Genomic DNA, 20,816 nt, shown 5'->3' on the forward strand with positions numbered 1-20,816 from the left:
CGGTTTCGAGCTCACCCTCCGCCCCATGCGCTACCCCGACTTCTACGAGCGCTACCGGGACGCCATCAAGAACACCTGGACCGTGGAGGAGGTCGACCTCCACTCCGACGTCGCCGACCTCGCCAGGCTCAGCCCGGCGGAGCAGCACCTCATCGGCCGGCTGGTCGCCTTCTTCGCGACCGGTGACTCGATCGTGGCGAACAACCTGGTGCTCACCCTCTACAAGCACATCAACTCCCCCGAGGCGCGCCTGTACCTGTCGCGGCAGCTGTTCGAGGAGGCCGTGCACGTCCAGTTCTACCTGACGCTCCTGGACACCTACCTGCCTGATCCGGAGGACCGCGCGGCGGCCTTCGCGGCCGTGGAGAACATCCCCTCCATCCGCGAGAAGGCCGAGTTCTGCTTCAAGTGGATCGACTCGGTGGAGGAGATCGACCGGCTGGAGTCGAAGGCCGACCGGCGCCGCTTCCTGCTCAACCTGATCTGCTTCGCCGCCTGCATCGAGGGCCTGTTCTTCTACGGCGCCTTCGCCTACGTCTACTGGCTGCGCAGCCGGGGCCTGCTGCACGGTCTGGCCACCGGCACCAACTGGGTGTTCCGCGACGAGACGATGCACATGTCCTTCGCGTTCGACGTGGTGGACACCGTCCGCAAGGAGGAGCCGGACCTCTTCGACGACGAGCTGCGCCGGCAGGTGACGGACATGCTGCGGGAGGCCGTCGAGGCCGAGCTGCAGTTCGCGCGCGACCTGTGCGGTGACGGCCTCCCGGGGATGAACACCGAGTCGATGCGCCAGTACCTGGAGTGCGTCGCCGACCAGCGGCTGACCCGCCTCGGCTTCGCGCCCGTGTACGGCTCGGAGAACCCCTTCTCCTTCATGGAGCTTCAGGGCGTGCAGGAGCTGACCAACTTCTTCGAGCGGCGCCCCTCCGCGTACCAGGTGGCGGTGGAGGGTTCGGTCGGCTTCGACGAGGACTTCTGACTCTCCCTCTGCCGGTCGTCCCTCCGCCGTCCCTGCTCGGCCTCCCTCAGCTGACGGTCGATGCGCAGCTCGCGCACGATGCCGGTCAGCGCGGGGAGGACGAGCAGGGCCAGGAGACCGAGGACGGCCAGCATTCCGACGAGTGCTTGCGTGTGTGCCGTATCCATGGACACCACTCTCGCGCCGGACGCTCCTTACCGTCAGTGGCAGAACTGCCACACCCCCTCGATTTACTGCCAGCCCTGCGCGACACTGGCGGCATGCTGCGGAACGTGGCCGTCGTACTGCTCGACGGAGTGCACCCCTTCGAACTGGGCGTGGTCTGCGAGGTGTTCGGGATCGACCGGAGCGACGAGGGGCTGCCCGTGTACGACTTCGCGGTGGTCTCCGCGGAGGGCCCCACGCTCACCACGCACGCCGGGTTCACCATCTCCACGCCGTACGGCCTGGAGCGGCTCGACGAGGCGGACCTGATCGCCGTGCCGGCCGGTGAGAGTTACCTGGGGCGGGACTTCCCGCCCGCGCTGCTCAACGCGCTGCGCCGGGCCGTGGACCGGGGCGCGCGGGTGCTGAGCGTCTGCTCCGGGGTCTTCCTGCTGGGCGCGGCCGGACTGCTGGACGGCCGGCGGTGCGCCACGCACTGGCGGCACGCCGACGAGCTGGCCCTGCAGTACCCGCGCGCGGCCGTCGAGGCGGACGTGCTGTACGTGGACGAGGACCCGGTCATCACCTCGGCCGGCACCGCCGCCGGCATCGACGCCTGTCTGCACATCGTCCGCAAGGAGCAGGGCACCGAGGTCGCCAACGCCATCGCCCGCCGCATGGTGGTGCCCCCGCACCGGGACGGCGGCCAGGCCCAGTACGTCGAACGGCCGCTGCCCCGCTCGCGGTGCGACACGGTCGGCGAGGTGCTGGTGTGGATGGAGGAACACCTCGATGCGGAGGTGACCGTCGAACAGCTCGCCGACCGCGCCCACATGTCCCCGCGCACCTTCGCCCGCCGCTTCCAGCAGGAGACGGGCACCACGCCCTACCGCTGGATCCTGCGCCAGCGCGTGCTGGCCGCCCAGCGCCTGCTGGAGGCCACGGACGAGACGATGGACGCGATCGCGGGCCGCACCGGCTTCGGTACGGCGGCCGTGCTGCGCCACCACTTCGTACGGACGCTGGGGACCACCCCGTACATGTACCGGCGCACGTTCAGGGGCCCCGAGGCCGCCTGAACGCGCGCGCCGGCACCGGGCGCCGTCACCTCACCGGCGTCACCTGGGGACCGCCCGCACCAGCAGCCGCCGCGGGCGGAGCGTGATGCCCACCCGGGGCGTGGCGTTCGAGCCGGGCGCCTGCTCCAGCCGCCAGCGCCGCGCCACGGCCGCCGTGACCAGGGTGAGCAGCGCCATGGAGAAGTGGTCACCCGGGCACTTCCGGTTGCCCACGCCGAACGGCCTCATCGCGTACTTGGGCACGGCCCTGACCCGTTCCGGGAGCCAGCGGTCGGGGTCGAACTCCAGGTGCCGCTCGTACGACCGCGGGTCGCGCTGGATCGCGTACGGGCTGTACATGATGTCCGCGCCGGCCGGGATGCGGTACCCGCCGAGGTCGGTCTCCGCGACCGCCCGGCGCGCGAGGATCCAGACGACGGGGCGCAGCCGCATCGCCTCGACGACGACGTTGTTCGTGTGGGACAGCCGGTGGACGTCCGCGAAGGTGACGGGCCGGTCCCCCACGACGGACTCCACCTCCGCGCACACCGCGTCGGCGTGCCCGGGGTGCTCGGTGAGGACCTGGAGCAGCCACATGACGGTCGTGCCCACGGTCTCGCCGCCGGGGGTGAGGAAGGCGACGACCTGGTCGTGGATCTCCTGCTCCCCGATGGGGGCGCCGTTCCCGTCCTCGGCCTCCAGCAGGGCGGTCAGCAGGTCGTCCGGCCGGCGGCCGGAGGCCCGGCGTTCGGCGACGATCTCGTCGACGAGGCGGTGCAGGTCGGCCAGCGCGCGGTTGAACCGGCGGTTGGCCGGGAGCGGCAGCCGGTAGAGCGGCCCGGCCGGGATCACCATGCGCCGGTACATCCCGCGGAACACGGTGGCGAGCGCGGCGCACAGCCGCTCGGCCCGCTCGTCCATGTACTCGCCGCGCAGCAGGCAGCGGGCCGCGATGCGCACCGCCACGCGGAACGACTCGGCGGTGCAGTCGAAGGGCTCTCCCGACGCCATGCGCGCGGCGAAGTCCCGTGCCTCCTCCTCCATGACCGGCCCGTAGGCGGGGATGGCGTCGAGCCGGAAGGCGGGCTGGACGGTGCGCCGCTGGCGGCGGTGGAGCGGCCCGTTGGCGGTGGCCACGCCCTCCCCGCCGAGCAGGCCCTCGAGGGACTCCCACAACGGGCCGGCGACGTGGAAGTCGGGGTTCAGCGCCAGCGCGCCGGTGAGCTGTGGGGTGGTGACGGCGTACACGGTCTTCGGCCCGAACCTGAGCCGGACCACGTCGCCCTCGTCGCGCAGCCGGGCGAGGAAGCCCAGTGGGTCCCGCACGAGCTTCCCGCCGTGGCCGAGGCCCGGGACGGCGCCCGGGGCGAGGGGCGGTTCGATCGGTTCCGGGCCCGTCGGGGACGCGGGGTGCGCGGGCTTCACGGATTCGACGGTCATTTCTCACCTGCCGCTTCGTTGGTGACGTACGGGGGTGTGGACCGGTCGTCCCAGCTGTCGACCATGTACCGGCCCGACTCGTGGTGGAACCAGTAGACGGAGCTGAACCAGTTGCGCATGTTGCCGACGCAGGCCCGCACGGCGGCGCCCAGCTGTTTGCCCCGCTGGGTGCCGTCGTTGAGGCAGTCGGCGAGCCGGACGGCGTCCCGCTCGGCGTCGAGGAACGCGGTGACGCATTTCTCGACGCGCCGCCGGACGTCGTCATTCGCCTCTCTCGGGGTCATTCCCCGGTGGTGGATGAGGCTGATGCCGAGATTGTGCACCTCGGCGCCCGCGAGTTCCTTCGGGAAGGAACACAGATCGTTGTACCAGGCGGCGAATTCCTGGCTGAGCAGGGCGGCCCGCCGGTATGCGGGGTGTTTCCGTACGACGGTGGGGAGTTCCCGTCCGGCGCTGGGTTCCAGCAGGTCCGTCCATATCCAGTGGGCGAACGTGAGCCGGCGCAGTTCGAGGTAGTCCTCGACCGTCGGCACGACTTTCCGCGTGCGGTTGTGGAACTCCCGGTCGTACGCCTCGATCACCTCGTGGAAGTGCCGGGCGAAACGGGCGTTCCACTTCCTGCCGAGGAACGAGTACAGCCGCAGCGTACTGTCGGCGAAGCCCGCGACCACCGGGTCGCGGTGGTGCAGGTGGTCCCGCGGGGAGTCGAGGGCCACGTGGAGCCGGTGCTTGAGCCGCCGCCAGGCGGTGGGCCTGCCGTGCACGACGTCGCGGTCGTGGCGGTCGTCCCAGACGAAGAACCAGGCGCTGTAGTCGGCTATCGCCTGGAGGACCTCGTCGGGGGCGCCCATGTAGTAGCCCGCCATGAGGTCGGTGTAGCGCAGGCTGTCGGCGTGTTCCGCCACCTTGTCCGCCGGCATGAGGCGTTTCTCCAGCAGCCAGGCCCTCGTCCGGCCCTGGAGCCGGGGCCAGTACGGGTGCACTTGCCGGGAGAACGCCGCCTCGACCACCGGGAGACGGAGTGATGGCGGGACAGCGGCCACTGTCGTCGTAGGTGAGGTGCTCTGTGGGAATGCAGGCACGAACAAACCCCTCTCAGCCACCGTGCGTGTCCCCGCGCCCTTCCATTCAGCACCCGGACTGACCGCTTGGGAACGGATTTGCACCGCTCACTACCCCAAGTTGCTGAGGAAGCCCTCTTGCATGATTGTGGCTGGATCAGTTAAGGAGCATCCGGCTTCGAACCTGTCCCGGGGACGCGAACGGCGTCCGGCCGGAGCGGATCTCCGGCCGGACGCCGTTCGTACGGGGCACCGGCACCCGTCAGTCGTTCGCCACCACCGGGTAGCGTGGCTCGTTCTCCGCCATCTGCCGCAGCGCGTCCTTGCGCTCGCGCTTGGAGAGGCGGTCGATGTACAGGTAGCCGTACAGGTGATCCGTCTCGTGCTGCAGGCAGCGCGCGAAGTAGCCGGTGCCGCGCACCCTGATCGGGTTGCCCTTCTCGTCCTGCCCGGTGACCTCGGCGTAGTCGGGGCGGGCGAGCGGCGCGTACGCGGTCGGCACGGACAGGCAGCCCTCGCTGCCGTCGTCCAGCCGGCGCGCCTCGGCGGGCAGCTCCACGAGCTTGGGGTTGCAGACCACGCCGACGTGCCGGACACCTTCGTCGTCCGGGCAGTCGTAGACGAACACCTTCTTGTCCACACCGATCTGGTTCGCGGCCAGACCCACGCCCTCGGCCGTGCGCTGGCTGGCGAACATGTCGTCGACCAGCTTCGCGAGCTCGTCGTCGAACTCGGTGACGTCCCCGCACTCCTTGTGCAGGACCGGGTTCCCGACGACCGTGATCGGCCGGGAGGTGCCGCGCTCGCGGTAGGCCTGCTCGCGCTCCTCGCACTCCTGGGTGTCGATGACGAAGCCCTCGTCGTCCACGGGGAGCACGCCCGCGTGCTGCTGATCGGTGTCCTGCTGCGCCATGACCGACGTACGCCTTCCTGCAAAACTCGGATGAAACTGCGACTGACAGCCTAAGGGTGGTCCGGCCCGGGAGCCGGTTCAGCAGACCTCTTCCAGGTCCCGCCAGGCCCGGGAGTCCGGGCTGTCCGCGACCCAGCCGTCCAGCAGCCCCCGCACCAGGGAGGCGGGCGCCGCGATGCCGCACTCCCGCTCCGGCGCCCACAGCTGTCCGTCCGTACGGTGGCCGAGCGGCCCCGGGTGACCGGGCTCGCTGTGGTCGTGCGGGTCGAGGTGCTCGCCGTCGCCCTCGTCGGACGGCATCCGGGACTCCGAGCACAGCCGGCACAGCAGCCGCACCGAGGACGACCAGTCCTCGGCGGCGAAACCGGCGTCGGCCGCGAGCTGCTCCAGCGCGTCCCGGTCCTCCTCGGTCGCCGCCTCGAGGAGCACCACCCAGGTCGGCACCGGCGAGGGCGCCCACAGTTCGATCTCGTCGAACACCGGGTAGGCGTGCCCGGCGGCGGTGGTGCGCTCGCCGTGCGGGACCCCGTCGTGCAGCACGACCTCGCCCCAGCGCCGCCCCGAGGACGGCAGCGGGATGGACAGCACCTCGATCCGGGCGGGGTCGAGCCGGCGCCCCCACACGACCTCGGCCTCGCCCTCCGGCGACAGCCGTACGGCCGCGCTGCCCAGGTCCATGCCCACGGGCTCCCCGGACGTGCCGGACCCGCCGGGCACCTTCAGCCCGTACGCCTGCCAGGCCCGCCGGGCCAGCGGCCAGTCCTGCAGGGCGGTCGCCGCGATGCCCACGTTCCACCAGTCCGGCGCCCCGGTCTCCCGGTCGAGCAGGGCCACGGCCCGCAGGCCCGCGGCCCGCGCCTGCTCCCAGTCGTGCCGGAACTTGTGCAGCAGCGCGAGGTTGAACCAGGACTCCGACAGCCAGGGCTCCAGGTCGGCGGCGCGGGTCAGCAGCGCGCCCGCGTCCTCGTACCGCCCGTCACCGATCAGCGTGAACGCGCGGTCGGTGGCCTGCCGCCAGGAGGCGGAGGGCCGGTGCCGTCCCTTGCCGAAGATCCTCACGATTCCCGCCTGCCAGTCAAGTCGAGTGGGCCGGCCTGTGCCCCGGGGCACCCTCTCCCTCGCATCCAACCACGTACGGCGGGAGGGGCGCTCATTACCCATGGGTTACCCAGCCGCGGGCAGCGTAAGACGGCACGGGCCCGGTCCACCACCCTCAGCCGGGGCACCCGCGCACCCCGCCTCCCCCGCGCGCCAGCACCCGGGCCAGCGACTCCACGACCTCGGGCTGGTGGTCCCGCGCGGTCCGCCGCCGCAGCTCCTCGATCGCCCGCGGCGGGGCGTCCGGGCCGGCGTCCCGGGTCCTCTCCTCGTAGGCGTTCACGGTCCGTACGATCCGCGCGCCCACCGGCTGCTCCCGGTACGGGTCGGCCTGCCGCTCCACGACCACCGCGACCTCGGCGTCCACCCCGGTCTGCCGGACCACGGCGCCGCCGAGGAGGGCGATGCGCCGCGCTTGCGCGGCCGGGAGCCCGGCCGTCGCCCCGGCCGGCACGGGGTCCACCAGGGACAGCTGCCCGATGTCGTGCATCAGGGCCGCGTACTCCAGCACCGTCAGCTCGGACTCGGTGAGCCCCAGCTCGCGGCCGACGGCCCGGCTGAGCGCGGCCACCCGCCGGGCGTGCCCCGGCGGGGTGTACCCGGCGATGTCGGTGGCCCGCGCGAGGGAGGCGATGGTCTGCCGGTAGGTGGTGCGCACGGCCGCGTGCCTGCGGAAGGAGAGCTGGGCGAGCAGCAGCGGCAGGCAGAACACGGGCAGCGCCCACAGGCCGGCCACCGCCACCGCGAGCGACATCGCGACGCCGGTGGCGCACACCGCGGACCCGATGCAGGGCAGCGCCCGCAGTGCGTCGCGCAGCAGCGGGCCGAGGGGCCAGCCGGTGCGGGCGCGCGTCAGCGTCGCGGCGAGCAGGGCGTCGCACAGCGCGGCCGGCCCGAGCGCCGCGATCAGGAGCGGCACGTACGCGGGGCCGTGCCACCCGGGGTACGCGTCCGGGCCGGGGAGCAGCCGGAAGCAGAGGGCGGCGCAGGCGACGGTGAGGACGCGCCGGACGAGCCGGTCGACGACGGCCCCGCGCTCCCGGGCCGCGCGCGGCAGGCACCCGGCGAGGGCGGCCACGGTCACGACGGCGACGACCTGGAGCACGCCGTGCCGCGTGGGCTCCCCGGCGTCCTGGCCGAGCAGGGCGTACGCGAGCGCTCCGGCCGCCGCGAGCGGTGCGGGCTCCCGCGTTCCGGCGCCGGTCCACCGGGACAGCTCGCCCACGGCGACGAGCAGCCCGAAGGCGAGGGCCGCGGCACCCCCGTCGAACCCGTGTCCCACGGTGTGGACGAGGGCGGTGACGGTGAGGAGGACGGTCGCACCGCGGACGAGCACGACGGGGGTGAGCCCGTCCACGGAGCAGTGCGCGGGCACACCGGACGGGTGCCTCACGGTCCGGCCTCCGTGCCGGCCTCCGTGCGCAGGGGCGACGACGGAGGCGGTACGTTTCCGCGCGCTGCGGACGCGTCCGCGGTGTCGGCCGTGTCCACGGTGACCGGCGGGTGCCAGCCGTGCCGGTCGAGGGCCCGCACCAGCGCCCGCACCATCACCGGGTCGAACTGGGTGCCCGCGCACCGCCGCAGTTCCTCCAGCGCGGCCGCGACCGGCCGGGCCCGGCGGTAGGACCGGGTCGAGGTCATCGCGTCGAAGGCGTCGGCGACGGCGACGATCCGCGCGGGCTGCGGGATCCGGTCGCCCACCAGCCCGCAGGGGTAGCCGCTGCCGTCCAGCCGTTCGTGGTGGTGCAGGATCGCCGAGCGGGCCTCGCCCAGGAACCCGATGCCGCGCACCATCTCGTGCCCGTACTCGGGATGCAGTTCGACCACCCGCCGCTCCTCGGGGGTCAGCGGTCCTTCCTTGCGCAACAGCCGGGTGGGCACGCCGAGTTTGCCCACGTCGTGCAGGATGCCGGCGAAGCGGACCAGTTCGACGCGCCCGTCGCCCAGGCCCAGCTCGCGCGCGATCATGCCGGAGGCCCGGCCCACCCGCTCGCTGTGCCCACGCGTGTAGCCGTCCTTGATGTCCACGGCCTGCACCAGGGCCCGGACGGTGGCCCGGTGCGCCGCCCGCTCGCGGTGCGCCTGCGCGAACACCCAGCAGGACACGTACATCGGCAGCAGGACGAGGAGGGCCGCGGCCGGGCCGTGCGGGCCGCGCCACAGGACGGCCATCATCAGCCCGCCGAGCCCGTGCGCCACGACGGGCGCGAGCTGCCGTGCGAAGAGCCCGCCGGACCGGAGGTTGCGCACGGGCACGCGCTCGGCGAGGGCCAGGATGCCGGTGTCGAGCAGGGTGAGGACGGTACAGAACACCAGTACGGCGGCGACCGCGGGGACCAGCGCGTACGGGAGGTCGGGCCCGGCGACCGCCTCCGGGCCGCCCAGCGCCCCGTGCACCCGCGAGGCCGCTCCCACCGCGACGGTGAGCCGGGCCGCGCGCCACAGGCGCCGCGGCCCGCGCGGCCGCCGCTCCACCCGGGAGATCAGCGCCCCCGGCACCGCGACGAGCGCGGCGGCCGGGGGCGGCAGCAGGAAGGCGCCCGCGAGCAGGACGGGGAAGAAGGTGCCCATGCCCTCGGGGGCACGACGCCCCAGGAACGGGCACCGGGTGATCTGCTCGCAGCCCGCGTACAGCACGGCGAGCAGGCCCACCGCCCCCCAGGGGACGGGGTCGTCCGGCAGGGCGGCCAGGCAGCCCAGGGCGGCGAGTACGGCACCGGCGATGTACGCACGTGCCCACCCCGGGACCGACCTCATGGCGCGCCTCCCCTTTTTCAGGCTCCGGAGCCTAGGGGGGCGCGCGGGAGGCGGGGACGGCAATGCGTGAATGCGCGGGTGCCCGGCCCGCGGATGCACACGTTCGAGTGACGACGGGCCGCACCTTGACGGTGCGGCCCGCACGGGGGTCGAACGTCGAGCGTCCGGAGTCAGGACTCCTGGGGCGCCTTCGTCACGTCATGCTCGGGCACGGTCTCCCCGGAGCGGATCAGGTCGATCCGGCCCAGGACCTTCGCCCGCAGGTCGGTCGGTACGTCGTCCTGCCCGCAGCACCGCTTGACCAGCTTCTTCACGGCCTGCTCGAGCCCGTACTTCTCCAGGCACGGCGAGCACTCCTCGAAGTGCGTCTCGAACTTGGTGCAGTCGTTGTCCGGCATCTCACGGTCCAGGAACTCGTAGAGATGGTCGAGGATCTCGCTGCAATCCGTCTCGTGCGGCTCTCCGCAGCTCATGAGCCCGAGCCTTTCGCTTCGTTCGACTCTCCGGCGCCGGCCGGGACCAGTCCGCGCTCGCGGGCGTAGTCCTCCAGCATGCCGCGCAGTTGCCGGCGCCCCCGGTGCAGGCGGGACATCACCGTACCGATGGGTGTGCCCATGATGTCCGCGATCTCCTTGTAGGCGAAGCCCTCCACGTCCGCCAGGTACACGGCGATGCGGAACTCCTCGGGGATCGCCTGCAGCGCTGATTTGACGTCCGAGTCGGGCAGGTGGTCCAGCGCCTGCGACTCGGCGGAGCGCAGCCCCGTCGACATGTGCGACTCGGCACGCGCCAGCTGCCAGTCCTCGATCTCCTCGGCCGCGCTGCGCTGCGGTTCGCGCTGCTTCTTGCGGTACGAGTTGATGAAGGTGTTCGTGAGGATGCGGTACAGCCACGCCTTGAGGTTGGTGCCCTCACGGAACTGGTGGAAGGACGCGTAAGCCTTCGCGTACGTCTCCTGCACCAGGTCCTCGGCGTCGGCCGGGTTGCGCGTCATGCGCAGGGCGGCCGAGTACATCTGGTCGAGGAATTCGAGCGCGTCCCGCTCGAAGCGCGCGCTGCGCTCGGCGGTCGTCTCCGTGCTGCCACCGCCGCGGCCCTCGGGCTGCTCCGCCTGGCCGTGTTCGGTACCGGCGTCGGTCCCAGTGACCGGACCCACCTCCTCCAGAGTCTGCGCGGGACCGAAACCGATCCCACTCGAATCGGAGGATAGACGACGTGCGGGCGGCGTCGCCTGCCGGTGCACTCCGCCCGCCGCCCGGACGGAGGCGTCGTTCACCGCGTGCAGAACCGTCCAGTCGAGCTGGCCGGCGCTGCTGCGGCTCGGGCAGATGGTCGAACCCATGCGGCGGACTTCCTCTCGTCGGATGCTCAGCGCGGTCCGCGCTGTCCCTGTCTGATCCGCACAACAGAAGTCCCCGACCCGGCATTCCCGTCCTTCACCCGGGTGACGCGGAGCGCATGGCGCCGCGCACTCCGCACCGGGTCACCGCGGGAGTGACGCGATCCACACCCGCACGGCGTCCGTGACGGCGCCCAGTGCCTCGTCCTGGCCGAGCGGCGCCCGCTTCGGCACGGCGAAGCCGTGATCGCCGTACGCCACCTCGACCAGTCGGTGCGGCCCCTCGGGGAACTCGGCCGGCTTCCCGAACGGGTCGTTGCCGCCCTGCACGACGAGCGTGGGCACCCCGGCGCCGAGCAGTTCGTCGGCCCGGGACCGCTCGGGCCTGCCCGGCGGGTGCAGCGGGAAGCTCAGGGCCAGTACGGCCGTGGCGCCCAGTTCCCGCGCCGTACGGCAGGCCACGCGGGCGCCCGCGCTCCGGCCGCCCGCGATCACGGGCAGCCCCGGCTCCGCCAGCGCGGGCCACAGCCCCCGCCAGCCCGCGTCCAGCGTCTTCGGGGCGGGCGCCAGCTTCTTGCCGGCCACCCGCCAGGGCTGCTCGACGAGCGCGACGGTCACCCCGTGTCCCGGCAGGTCCCGGGCCAGCGCCCGCAGGTCACGGGCCTCGATGCCGCCGCCCGCGCCGTGGCCCACGGCGAGGACCAGGCGCGCCCGCGGCGCCGGGTGCCAGGTGATGCGGGCGGTGCCCGCGTCCGTCTCGACCGTCCGGATGGTCCCGGCCGTCCCGGCCGTCTCGGTGGTCCCGGCCATCTCGACGGTCCCGGTCGTCTTGCTGTTCTCCGTCACATCAGAAGAGTGTGCCCTCCTCCGGCCCCTCCAGCTCCGTCAGCAGCTCCGGGCCGTTGTTGCGGACGTTGCTGACCGCCGTGGAGACGGGGTACGCGCGCAGCAGGCCGGCGGGCGGCGGCGCGAGCAGCCCGCGCACCTCGTCGACGTCGGTGCGGGCCGGGTCCAGCCAGGCGTCCCAGCGGTCCGGGGTGAGCATCAGCGGCATCCGCGGGTGGATGTCGGCGAGGGTGCGCGGGCCCTCGGCGGGCTCGCCGGCCAGCGGCGTGGTCTCGGCCTCGGTGGTGATGACCGAGCAGGTCACCCACCAGGCCCGCGGGTGGTCGTCCGGCAGCGTCCGGTCCCGCCAGAACTCGTACAGCCCGGCCATCGCGAACACCGACCCGTCGGCGGGGAGCACGAAGTACGGCTGCTTGCGCGGCCGTTTCTTCTTCCCCTCGACCTCCAGGTCGCGCTCCTGCTGCCCGGTGACCCACTCGTAGTAGCCGTCCGCGGGGACGATGCAGCGCCGGGTGGCGAAGGAGCGGCGGTACGACGGCTTCTCGTGCACGGTCTCCGCGCGGGCGTTGATCATCCGGGCGGCGCCGTCGGGCGACTTGGACCAGGACGGGACGAGCCCCCAGCGCAGCCTGCGCAGCTGGCGAACCGGGCGCTGGTCCTCGGCGTCCTTCAAGGGACGGTCGAGGACCGCGTAGACCTCTTTCGTCGGGGCCACGTTGAAGTCGGGCGCCGGATCCTCCTCCGGCTCGTACTTCTCGACCTCGAAGACTTCTGCGAGATCCTCGGCCCCACGACTCGCTGCAAACCGTCCGCACATACGTGCCACACTGCCAGGCCCACCCGTCGCCCGGCCACCACCCCACCAGAGGGAGCCACCGCCCGCCATGCACAGCACCGCAGCCGCCTCACTGGCAGGCCTCTGGGACGAGGTCTCCGGCACCCAGCCCGATCCCGACACCTGGGTCGTCCTCGCCACCGCGGCCGTCGCGCTCGGCGCGGTGCTCCCGCCGGCCGTCTGGCGGCTCTCGCGCAACGCCGTCACCATCGCCCACGAGGGCGGCCACGGCCTGGTCGCACTGCTCACCGGCCGCACCCTGACCGGGATACGGCTGCACTCCGACACCAGCGGACTCACCGTCAGCCGGGGGAAGCCGACCGGGCTCGGCATGATCCTCACGGCCGCCGCCGGATACACCGCTCCCCCGCTGCTGGGCCTCGGCGGTGCCGCGCTGCTCGGCGCGGGACGCATCACCCTGCTGCTGTGGCTGGCCACCGCCCTGCTGGTGGCGATGCTGGTGATGATCCGCAACGCCTACGGGGCGCTCACCGTCGTACTGGCGGGCGGTACGTTCATGGCGGTCTCCTGGCTGGCCGGGCCCCAGGTGCAGGCGGCGTTCGCCTACGCGGTGGTGTGGTTCCTGCTGCTGGGCGGTGTGCGGCCGGCGTTCGAGCTCCAGGCCAAGCGGCGCCGGGGCGGGGCGGGGGAGTCCGACGCGGACCAGCTGGCGCGGCTGACGCACGTGCCGCCCGGGATGTGGCTGTTCCTGTTCCACGCGGTGTCGCTCTGCTCGCTGATGGGCGGCGGGCGCTGGCTGCTGCGGCTCTGAAGCGCGAGGCCCGGGCCGCGCCGGGCCGTCCGCATACGGGGCGGGCCCCCATCGCATGTCGACACGGTGACTTCGCGGGTGTTTCCGCGCTTTTGTACAGGAGGGCCGGTCACGGCCAGCCACTAAAGTGGAGCGCATGACCGTGAACCCCGCACACACCGCCCTCTGGCCCGCCCCGCACGCGAGCGGAGCCGTCGACGCGACGGTCCACGTGCCCGGGTCCAAGTCGGTCACCAACCGCGCGCTGGTGCTCGCCGCCCTCGCCTCAGAGCCGGGCTGGCTGCGCCGCCCGCTGCGCTCCCGCGACACGCTGCTGATGGCCTCCGCGCTGCGCGCCATGGGCGTGGGCATCGAGGAGGGCATCGGCCCGGACGGGACCGGCGAGGCCTGGCGGGTGCTCCCCACCGGGCTGCACGGTCCGGCCACCATCGACGTCGGCAACGCCGGCACCGTGATGCGCTTCCTGCCGCCGGTGGCCGCCCTCGCCGACGGTCCCGTCCGCTTCGACGGCGACCCGCGGTCCTACGAGCGGCCGCTGCACGGCGTGATCGACGCCCTGCGCGCCCTCGGCGCCCGCATCGACGACGACGGCCGCGGCGCGCTGCCCATGACGGTGCACGGCGGCGGCGCCCTGGACGGCGGTCCGGTCGAGATCGACGCCTCCTCCTCCTCCCAGTTCGTCAGCGCCCTGCTGCTCTCCGGCCCGCGCTTCAACCAGGGCGTGGAGGTACGGCACACCGGCTCCACGCTGCCGTCGATGCCCCACATCCGGATGACCGTCGACATGCTGCGCTCGGTCGGCGCCCAGGTCGACACCCCCGAGTCGGGCGGCGAGCCGAACGTCTGGCGGGTCACGCCGGGCGCCCTGCTGGGCCGCGACCTGACCATCGAGCCGGACCTGTCCAACGCCCAGCCCTTCCTGGCGGCGGCCCTGGTCACCGGCGGCAAGGTGCTCGTTCCCGACTGGCCGGCCCGCACCACCCAGCCGGGCGACCGGCTGCGTGAGATCTTCACCGAGATGGGCGGTTCCTGCGAACTGACCGAGACGGGCCTGGTGTTCACCGGCTCGGGCAAAGTCCACGGCATCGACGTCGACCTGGGCGAGGTCGGCGAGCTCACCCCGGGCATCGCGGCGGTGGCCGCCCTCGCCGACTCCCCCTCGACCCTGCGTGGGGTGGCCCACCTGCGGCTGCACGAGACGGACCGGCTGGCCGCGCTCACCAAGGAGATCAACGAGCTCGGCGGTGACGTCACCGAGACCGCCGACGGCCTCCGCATCCGCCCGCGCCGGCTGCACGGCGGCGTCTTCCACACCTACGACGACCACCGCATGGCCACCGCGGGCGCGATCATCGGCCTGGCGGTCGAGGGCGTGGAGATCGAGAACGTGGCGACGACGGCCAAGACCCTGCCGGACTTCCCCGATCTGTGGGACAGGATGCTGGGGAACTGACGGGCGGACCGGGATCATGCGCCGCTACGGCAAGCACACCGACGAGGACGACGTCCGGGTCCGCCCGAACCGCAAGGGCAACCGCCCCCGGACGCACATCCGCCCCAAACACGAGGACGCGGCCGACGGCATGGTCCTCACCGTCGACCGCGGCCGGCTCACCTGCCTCGTCGACGACCGCGTCGTGGTCGCCATGAAGGCCCGCGAGCTGGGCCGCAAGGCCGCGGTCGTCGGCGACCGGGTCGCCCTCGTCGGCGACCTCTCCGGCGACAAGGACACCCTGGCCCGCATCGTGCGCATCGAGCCGCGGACGTCCGTCCTGCGCCGCACCGCGGACGACGACGACCCCTACGAGCGCGTGGTCGTCGCCAACGCCGACCAGCTCGCCATCGTCACCGCCCTCGCCGACCCCGAGCCGCGCCCGCGCCTGATCGACCGCTGCCTGGTCGCGGCGTTCGACGGCGGGCTGACCCCGCTCCTCGTCCTCACCAAGGCGGACCTGGCACCGCCGGACGAGCTGCTGGAGCTGTACGGCGCCCTGGACATCCCGTACGTCGTCACCAGCCGTGACGAACTGGAGAACAGCGACGCGGCGGACCGGGTGCGCGAGCACCTCGACGGCAAGATCACGGCGTTCGTCGGCCACTCGGGGGTCGGCAAGACCACCCTGGTCAACGCGCTGGTGCCGGAGGACCGCCGACGCAGCACGGGACACGTCAACGCGGTCACGGGCCGGGGCCGGCACACCACCACCTCGGCACTCGCGCTGCCGCTGGGCGGCGACGGGGCGGGATGGGTCGTGGACACCCCGGGCGTACGGTCCTTCGGGCTCGCGCACATCGACCCGTCGCGCGTCATCCACGCCTTCCCCGACCTGGAGCCCGGCACGGAGGGCTGCCCGCGCGCGTGCAGCCACGACGAGCCGGACTGCGCGCTCGACGCATGGGTGGCCGAGGGGCACGCGGATCCCGCCCGGCTGTACTCCCTGCGCCGGCTGCTGGCCACCCGGGAGCGGCACGAGGGCGACTGACCTCCCCGTTGTTTGCGTTTCCGGGACTTCGGTAAGTGCATAATCGCACCAGTCACTCCAAGCCGGACGAAGCGGGCACGGAACAGGTCGCGGAACAGGGAACACGGGAGGACGCAACATGGCGTGGCTGCTGGTCATCGTGGCCGGGATCCTCGAGACCGGTTTCGCGGTCTGCCTGAAGCTCTCGCACGGGTTCACCAGGCTCTGGCCGACGATCGCGTTCGCCGTCTTCGCACTGGGCAGCTTCGGTCTGCTGACCCTCTCCCTGAAGAAGCTGGACGTGGGCCCCGCGTACGCGGTGTGGACCGGCATCGGCGCCGCCGGCACCGCGATCTACGGAATGGTGTTCCTCGGCGACGTGGTGTCCACCCTGAAGATCGTTTCGATCACGCTGGTGATCGCAGGCGTCATCGGGCTCCAGTTGTCCGGGTCCGCGCAATAGGACGACCGACAAGGCACCGCGCGCCGCCGTCAGTGACGGATCGGCTGCCGCAGCAGGGCGGTGCGCACCAGGTCCGTCACGCCGCCCTCGCCGGGCGGCGCCGAGAGGCAGGACAGGGCGAGCCGGAAGGCGAGTTCGCAGCCGCGGGCCAGCTCCACCGCGTCCGCCTTGTGGGCGCCGGGCGCGCCGAGCAGGGCGACCGCGCGGTCCCGTACCAGGGCGACGAAGTCGGCGGGCGAGGGCAGCGGTCCGTCGGCGCGGCGCTGCGCGGGGACCGCGGACGACGAGGGCACCGCGGAGAGCGTCGGCGCGGGCAGACGCTCGCTCCAGCAGCCGGTGAGCATGGCCCGCACCAGCGCGTTCTCCCGGGCCGCCGACGCGGTCCACTCCGCGGCCGCGGCCAGGCGTTCACGGGCGTCGGTGTGGGTGGCGAGCGCCCGGTCGACCCCGGCGAGGTAGGCGTCGGCCTCCCTGCGCACCAGGGCGCGGGCCAGCCCCTCCTTGCTGCCGAACTCGTTGTAGAGCGTCTGCCGGGACACCCCCGCCACGGCGGCGACGTCGACCATGCGCACGGCGGACCAGGGACGACGCGCAAGCGCCGTGTAGGCAGCGTCCAGCAGGGATTCCCGCGCTGCAGGCATCATCGCCTCCCAGGGGCGAGCAGCGGCTCTGGAGCTCAGATTTGACGCGCGCCGAGGCACTGTCAAGGGTGTGCGACGGCGCCCGGGGGCGCGTGTCGGCCAACGTGCGCGGCGACCGCGCGCAGGGTTCTCCCATGGCGCACAGCGCAGGTCGTGGAAGGGACGCGTGGGCCCCGGGCGCCAGTTGTGCGCCGCACGCCCCGGAGTACCCGCCGGCGGGGGCGGGTGCCGCGCCTCCGGCTCGGGATGGAGCGCCCACGCCGCCATGGTGAACCCCGTCGCGCCGGTCCGGCAACGCCCGCGGGGCCGGGCGCACGCAGGTGCCGGGCGGGCCGCCGGGGCCGTGTGGCCGTGCGCCGGATCCGCCCGATACGGTTCGTGCATGCCCGACTATCTCGATGACCTGCGCTTCGCCCATGTCCTCGCGGACGCCGCCGACGCGGTGACCATGGACCGGTTCAAGGCGCTCGACCTCAAGGTCGAGACGAAGCCGGACATGACCCCGGTGAGCGAGGCCGACCGGGCCGCCGAGGAGCTGGTCCGCGGCCATCTCAAGCGCTCCCGGCCGCGGGACGCGGTCCTCGGCGAGGAGTACGGCGTCCAGGGCACGGGCCCGCGGCGCTGGGTCGTCGACCCGATCGACGGCACCAAGAACTACGTGCGCGGCGTTCCGGTGTGGGCGACCCTGATCTCGCTGATGGAGGCCGGTGAAGGAGGCTTCCAGCCGGTGGTCGGCGTGGTCTCCGCGCCCGCGCTCGGCCGCCGCTGGTGGGCCGCGAAGGGGCACGGGGCGTACAGCGGGCGCAGTTTGGCCTCCGCGTCCCGGCTGCGGGTCTCGAGCGTCGCCGAGCTGTCCGACGCCTCCTTCGCGTACTCCTCGCTGAGCGGCTGGGAGGAGCGGGGCCGGCTCGACGGCTTCCTGGACCTGAGCCGCAAGGTGTGGCGCACGCGCGCGTACGGCGACTTCTGGCCGTACATGATGGTCGCCGAGGGCGCCGTCGACATCTGCGCCGAACCGGAGCTGTCCCTGTGGGACATGGCGGCCAACGCGATCGTCGTGACGGAGGCGGGCGGCACCTTCACCGGCCTCGACGGCCGCCCCGGCCCGCACAGCGGCGACGCGGCGGCGTCCAACGGGCTGCTGCACGACGAGTTGCTGGACCACCTCGCCGGGCGGGGCTGAGCGCGCCGGGCAGGGCGCCGGAGCGTGGAAGAGGCGTCGGAGCACAGGGACTTGAGGGACACTCCGGCGCTCCTGGGCAGCAAGGGTTCCCCGTGACGCGCGGGCGCCCCGAACTGACTCGCGCGCCCTCTTGTTGACCTGTTGTCCGGCTGCGACTCTGAGAGTTCCCCCACTTGTGAACTTGTGAATCCCTGAACTAGCGCCAGGGGTTCCCTAGGAGGTGGCTGAACCCCATGCTCGTTCGCGACGCCATGAGCACAGTGGTCCTCACCATCGGCCCCGACCACACCCTCCGCCAGGCCGCCGCCCTGATGTCGGCCCGCCGGGTCGGCGCGGCCATCGTCCTCGACCCCGAGGCCGGCGGGCTGGGCATACTGACCGAGCGCGACGTCCTCAACTCCGTGGGCCTGGGCCAGAGTCCGGACGTCGAGCGCGTCCACGCCCACACCACCACCGACGTGGTGTTCGCCACGCCGTCCTGGACGCTGGAGGAGGCCGCGGGCGCCATGGCCCACGGCGGCTTCCGGCACCTCATCGTCCTGGACGGCGGCGACCCGGTGGGCATCGTCTCGGTCCGCGACATCATCCGCCGCTGGGCCCCCGCCCGGCAGGTCCCGGCCCGGCAGCACGCCCCCGTCTGACACGTACGGCAGATCCCACGGGCAAGCGAACGGGCCGGAACCCCGAGGGGATCCCGGCCCGTCACTCGACGACAAGCGGTCGATCCGGATCAGCCGCGCAGGGCCTGGACCGCGGCCTCCAGACGCTTGCCGAAGTCGGCGTCCGCCTGGCGGAAGTTGTTGATCGCGCGCTCGGCGATGTCGTCGCGCGTGACCCCGGAGATGGCGCCCGCCAGGTTGTTGACCAGGCGCTCCTTCTCGTCCTCCGTCATCAGGCGGTAGAGGTTGCCCGCCTGCACGAAGTCGTTGTCCTCCGCGTGGACCGGCGTCGGGTGGTTGCCCGTGGCGCCCGTGAAGTCGGAGAACGGCTGCCACAGCGGGCGGTTCGTCTGGAACGGGCCGCCGAAGCTGTTGGGCTCGTAGTTCTTCGCGCCCGCGTGGCGGCCGTCGTACAGGAAGCCGTCACGGGAGTGGGTGCGCGCCTCGGTGGCGTGCGGACGGTTCACCGGCAGCTGGTCGGCGTTGATGCCGACGCGGTAGCGGTGGGCGTCGCCGTAGCCGAAGAGACGGCCCTGGAGCATCTTGTCCGGGGAGGGACCGATGCCCGGCACGAAGTGGGCGGGGCTGAAGATGGACTGCTCGACCTCGGCGAAGATGTTCTCCGGGTTGCGGTTGAGCTCCAGCTTGCCGTACTCGATCAGCGGGTAGTCCGCGTGCGGCCAGACCTTGGTCAGGTCGAACGGGTTGAAGCGGTAGGTCGCCGCGTCCGCCGCCGGCATGATCTGGACGTACGCCGTCCAGGTCGGGAACTCGCCGCGCTCGATGGACTCGCGCAGGTCACGCTGGTGGGAGTCGGGGTCCTTGCCCGCCAGCACCTCGGCCTCCTCGGCCGTCAGGTTCTTGATGCCCTGGTCGGTCTTGAAGTGGTACTTGACCCAGAAGACCTCGCCGTCCTCGTTGTTCCACTGGAAGGTGTGGGAACCGAAGCCGTCCATGTGGCGGTACGAGGCGGGGATGCCGCGGTCACCGAAGAGCCAGGTGACCTGGTGGGTGCTCTCCGGGCTGAGGCCCCAGAAGTCGAAGACGTTGTCCGCCTCCTGCGAGCCCGTGTACGGGTCGCGCTTCTGGGTGTGGATGAAGTCGGGGAACTTGATGGCGTCCCGGATGAAGAAGACCGGGGTGTTGTTGCCGACGAGGTCGTAGTTGCCCTCTTCGGTGTAGAACTTCAGCGCCCAGCCCCGGGGGTCACGGACGGCGTCCGCCGCACCGAGGTTGCCGGCCACGGTCGAGAAGCGCAGGAAGACCTCGGTCTCCTTGCCGACCTCGGACAGGAAGTTCGCACGCGTGTACTTCGTGACGTCACCGGTGACGGTGAAGGTGCCGTAGGCGCCGGCGCCACGGGCGTGCACCACGCGCTCCGGGATGCGCTCGCGGTTGAAGTGCGCGAGCTTCTCCAGCAGGAGCTGGTCCTGGACGAGCACGGGCCCGCCGACGCCCGCGGTCTCGCTGTTCTGATTGTCGGCGACCGGAGCACCGGCCTCCGTCGTGAGCGGTCCCTGCGACACGTACGCCTCCTGCGTCATTACTGCTGGTCCTGTCCCTTGGCTTATGCCGAGCTCGATCCTACAATGGACAATGTCTAAGTCAAGTAAAGCTCCAAAGTCACACCCATTCGGGACTTGTTCCCCTTGCTGTTAGGCTGGCGTGTATGAGTGACCTACTGGAACGGCTGCGCGGACGCGGGTGGCGCATGACCGCGCAGCGACGTGTCGTGGCCGAGGTCCTCGACGGTGAACACGTCCATCTGACGGCCGACGAGGTGCACGCCCGCGCGGTCGACAGACTGCCGGAGATCTCCCGGGCCACCGTGTACAACACCCTGGGAGAACTGGTCTCCCTCGGCGAGGTGCTCGAGGTCGCGACGGACAAGCGCGCCAAGCGCTACGACCCGAACGCGCACCGGCCCCACCACCACCTGATCTGCGCCCGGTGCGGCGCGATCCGCGACGTCCACACGACCGGCGACCCGCTGGCGGACCTGCCCGCCTCGGAGCGCTTCGGCTTCACCGTCTCGGACGTCGAGGTGACGTACCGGGGCGTGTGCCCCAACTGCTCAGTGGCGTAGAGACGCAGCAGGAGGCCCCGGCACCGATCGGTGCCGGGGCCTCCTGCTGCGTCTCTACGCCACTGAGCAGTTGGGGC

At 72.5% G+C, this 20,816-nt stretch carries 21 protein-coding genes; 9 read left to right on the plus strand and 12 right to left on the minus strand.

The genetic code is table 11. The features are described from left to right. The first annotated feature begins 25 nt into the window (after positions 1-25). Both UW392_RS40665 and UW392_RS40675 read left to right on the plus strand, forming a co-directional pair. Positions 26-982, plus strand: coding sequence for a ribonucleotide-diphosphate reductase subunit beta (locus UW392_RS40665; RefSeq protein WP_320780314.1), 957 nt, complete (start codon positions 26-28; stop codon positions 980-982). Between the two features lie 260 nt (positions 983-1,242). Further along, positions 1,243-2,205, plus strand: coding sequence for a GlxA family transcriptional regulator (locus UW392_RS40675; protein ID WP_320780292.1), 963 nt, complete (start codon positions 1,243-1,245; stop codon positions 2,203-2,205). 39 nt (positions 2,206-2,244) lie between these two features. On the opposite strand, the gene UW392_RS40680 is transcribed toward UW392_RS40675, so the two are convergent. The 10 genes from UW392_RS40680 to UW392_RS40725 form a co-directional block, all read right to left on the minus strand. Then, on the minus strand, positions 2,245-3,624 hold the full coding sequence (locus UW392_RS40680; RefSeq protein ID WP_320780293.1) for a cytochrome P450: 1,380 nt from the start codon (positions 3,622-3,624) through the stop codon (positions 2,245-2,247). Beyond that, positions 3,621-4,706: an epi-isozizaene synthase gene (gene cyc1 / locus UW392_RS40685; protein ID WP_320780294.1), complete on the minus strand. Its 1,086-nt coding sequence runs from the start codon at positions 4,704-4,706 to the stop codon at positions 3,621-3,623. Before cyc1 ends, UW392_RS40680 begins: the two co-directional genes overlap by 4 nt. A gap of 241 nt (positions 4,707-4,947) precedes the next feature. Continuing rightward, positions 4,948-5,598 (minus strand): peptide deformylase, encoded by a 651-nt coding sequence (gene def, locus UW392_RS40690; protein ID WP_320780295.1) that lies wholly within the window; start codon positions 5,596-5,598, stop codon positions 4,948-4,950. Positions 5,599-5,676: 78 nt separating this feature from the next. Further along, entirely contained in the window at positions 5,677-6,657 is a 981-nt protein-coding gene (locus UW392_RS40695) for a hypothetical protein (RefSeq protein ID WP_320780296.1), read from the minus strand. Positions 6,658-6,811: 154 nt separating this feature from the next. Beyond that, positions 6,812-8,089, minus strand: coding sequence for an HD-GYP domain-containing protein (locus UW392_RS40700; protein WP_320780297.1), 1,278 nt, complete (start codon positions 8,087-8,089; stop codon positions 6,812-6,814). After that, positions 8,086-9,453 carry an HD-GYP domain-containing protein gene (locus UW392_RS40705; RefSeq protein ID WP_320780298.1) on the minus strand — a complete coding sequence of 456 codons (1,368 nt, stop codon included), beginning with the start codon at positions 9,451-9,453 and terminating at the stop codon, positions 8,086-8,088. The genes UW392_RS40700 and UW392_RS40705 overlap by 4 nt, the downstream gene beginning before the upstream one ends. 170 nt (positions 9,454-9,623) lie before the next feature. After that, positions 9,624-9,926 (minus strand): mycothiol system anti-sigma-R factor, encoded by a 303-nt coding sequence (gene rsrA, locus UW392_RS40710; protein WP_320780299.1) that lies wholly within the window; start codon positions 9,924-9,926, stop codon positions 9,624-9,626. Continuing rightward, positions 9,923-10,609 (minus strand): RNA polymerase sigma factor SigR, encoded by a 687-nt coding sequence (gene sigR / locus UW392_RS40715; protein WP_320780300.1) that lies wholly within the window; start codon positions 10,607-10,609, stop codon positions 9,923-9,925. Before sigR ends, rsrA begins: the two co-directional genes overlap by 4 nt. A gap of 327 nt (positions 10,610-10,936) precedes the next feature. Further along, positions 10,937-11,602 carry an alpha/beta family hydrolase gene (locus UW392_RS40720; protein WP_320780315.1) on the minus strand — a complete coding sequence of 222 codons (666 nt, stop codon included), beginning with the start codon at positions 11,600-11,602 and terminating at the stop codon, positions 10,937-10,939. Positions 11,603-11,639: 37 nt separating this feature from the next. Then, entirely contained in the window at positions 11,640-12,455 is an 816-nt protein-coding gene (locus tag UW392_RS40725; RefSeq protein ID WP_320780301.1) for an SOS response-associated peptidase, read from the minus strand. Positions 12,456-12,522: 67 nt separating this feature from the next. Between UW392_RS40725 and UW392_RS40730 the strand changes: the two genes are divergently transcribed. The 4 genes from UW392_RS40730 (at position 12,523) to UW392_RS40745 (ending at position 16,170) form a co-directional block, all read left to right on the plus strand. Continuing rightward, entirely contained in the window at positions 12,523-13,245 is a 723-nt protein-coding gene (locus UW392_RS40730; protein ID WP_320780302.1) for a M50 family metallopeptidase, read from the plus strand. A 136-nt stretch (positions 13,246-13,381) separates the two neighbouring features. Beyond that, positions 13,382-14,698 (plus strand): 3-phosphoshikimate 1-carboxyvinyltransferase, encoded by a 1,317-nt coding sequence (aroA, locus tag UW392_RS40735; protein WP_320780303.1) that lies wholly within the window; start codon positions 13,382-13,384, stop codon positions 14,696-14,698. A gap of 16 nt (positions 14,699-14,714) precedes the next feature. Then, a complete protein-coding gene (gene rsgA, locus UW392_RS40740; protein ID WP_320780304.1) occupies positions 14,715-15,728 on the plus strand; it encodes a ribosome small subunit-dependent GTPase A in 1,014 nt (337 codons plus the stop codon). 118 nt (positions 15,729-15,846) lie between these two features. Continuing rightward, complete coding sequence (locus UW392_RS40745) at positions 15,847-16,170, plus strand: multidrug efflux SMR transporter (RefSeq protein ID WP_320780305.1); 324 nt, start codon at positions 15,847-15,849, stop codon at positions 16,168-16,170. A gap of 29 nt (positions 16,171-16,199) precedes the next feature. On the opposite strand, the gene UW392_RS40750 is transcribed toward UW392_RS40745, so the two are convergent. Next, the gene (locus UW392_RS40750) at positions 16,200-16,814 is read right to left on the minus strand and encodes a helix-turn-helix domain-containing protein (protein WP_320780306.1); all 615 of its coding nucleotides are present in this window, start codon (positions 16,812-16,814) and stop codon (positions 16,200-16,202) included. Positions 16,815-17,193: 379 nt separating this feature from the next. On the opposite strand from UW392_RS40750, the gene hisN reads away from it, so the two are divergent. Both hisN and UW392_RS40760 read left to right on the plus strand, forming a co-directional pair. Beyond that, positions 17,194-17,994 carry a histidinol-phosphatase gene (hisN, locus tag UW392_RS40755; RefSeq protein ID WP_320780307.1) on the plus strand — a complete coding sequence of 267 codons (801 nt, stop codon included), beginning with the start codon at positions 17,194-17,196 and terminating at the stop codon, positions 17,992-17,994. A gap of 233 nt (positions 17,995-18,227) precedes the next feature. Then, positions 18,228-18,635 (plus strand): cyclic nucleotide-binding/CBS domain-containing protein, encoded by a 408-nt coding sequence (locus UW392_RS40760; protein WP_320780308.1) that lies wholly within the window; start codon positions 18,228-18,230, stop codon positions 18,633-18,635. Positions 18,636-18,724: 89 nt separating this feature from the next. On the opposite strand, the gene UW392_RS40765 is transcribed toward UW392_RS40760, so the two are convergent. Further along, positions 18,725-20,179 carry a catalase gene (locus UW392_RS40765; RefSeq protein ID WP_320780316.1) on the minus strand — a complete coding sequence of 485 codons (1,455 nt, stop codon included), beginning with the start codon at positions 20,177-20,179 and terminating at the stop codon, positions 18,725-18,727. Positions 20,180-20,322: 143 nt separating this feature from the next. Here UW392_RS40765 and UW392_RS40770 point away from each other — a divergent pair, with 143 nt between their 5' ends. After that, on the plus strand, positions 20,323-20,739 hold the full coding sequence (locus UW392_RS40770) for a Fur family transcriptional regulator (protein ID WP_320780309.1): 417 nt from the start codon (positions 20,323-20,325) through the stop codon (positions 20,737-20,739). Positions 20,740-20,816: the final 77 nt, after the last annotated feature.

The sequence above is a fragment of the Streptomyces sp. CRN 30 genome (assembly GCF_034105845.1).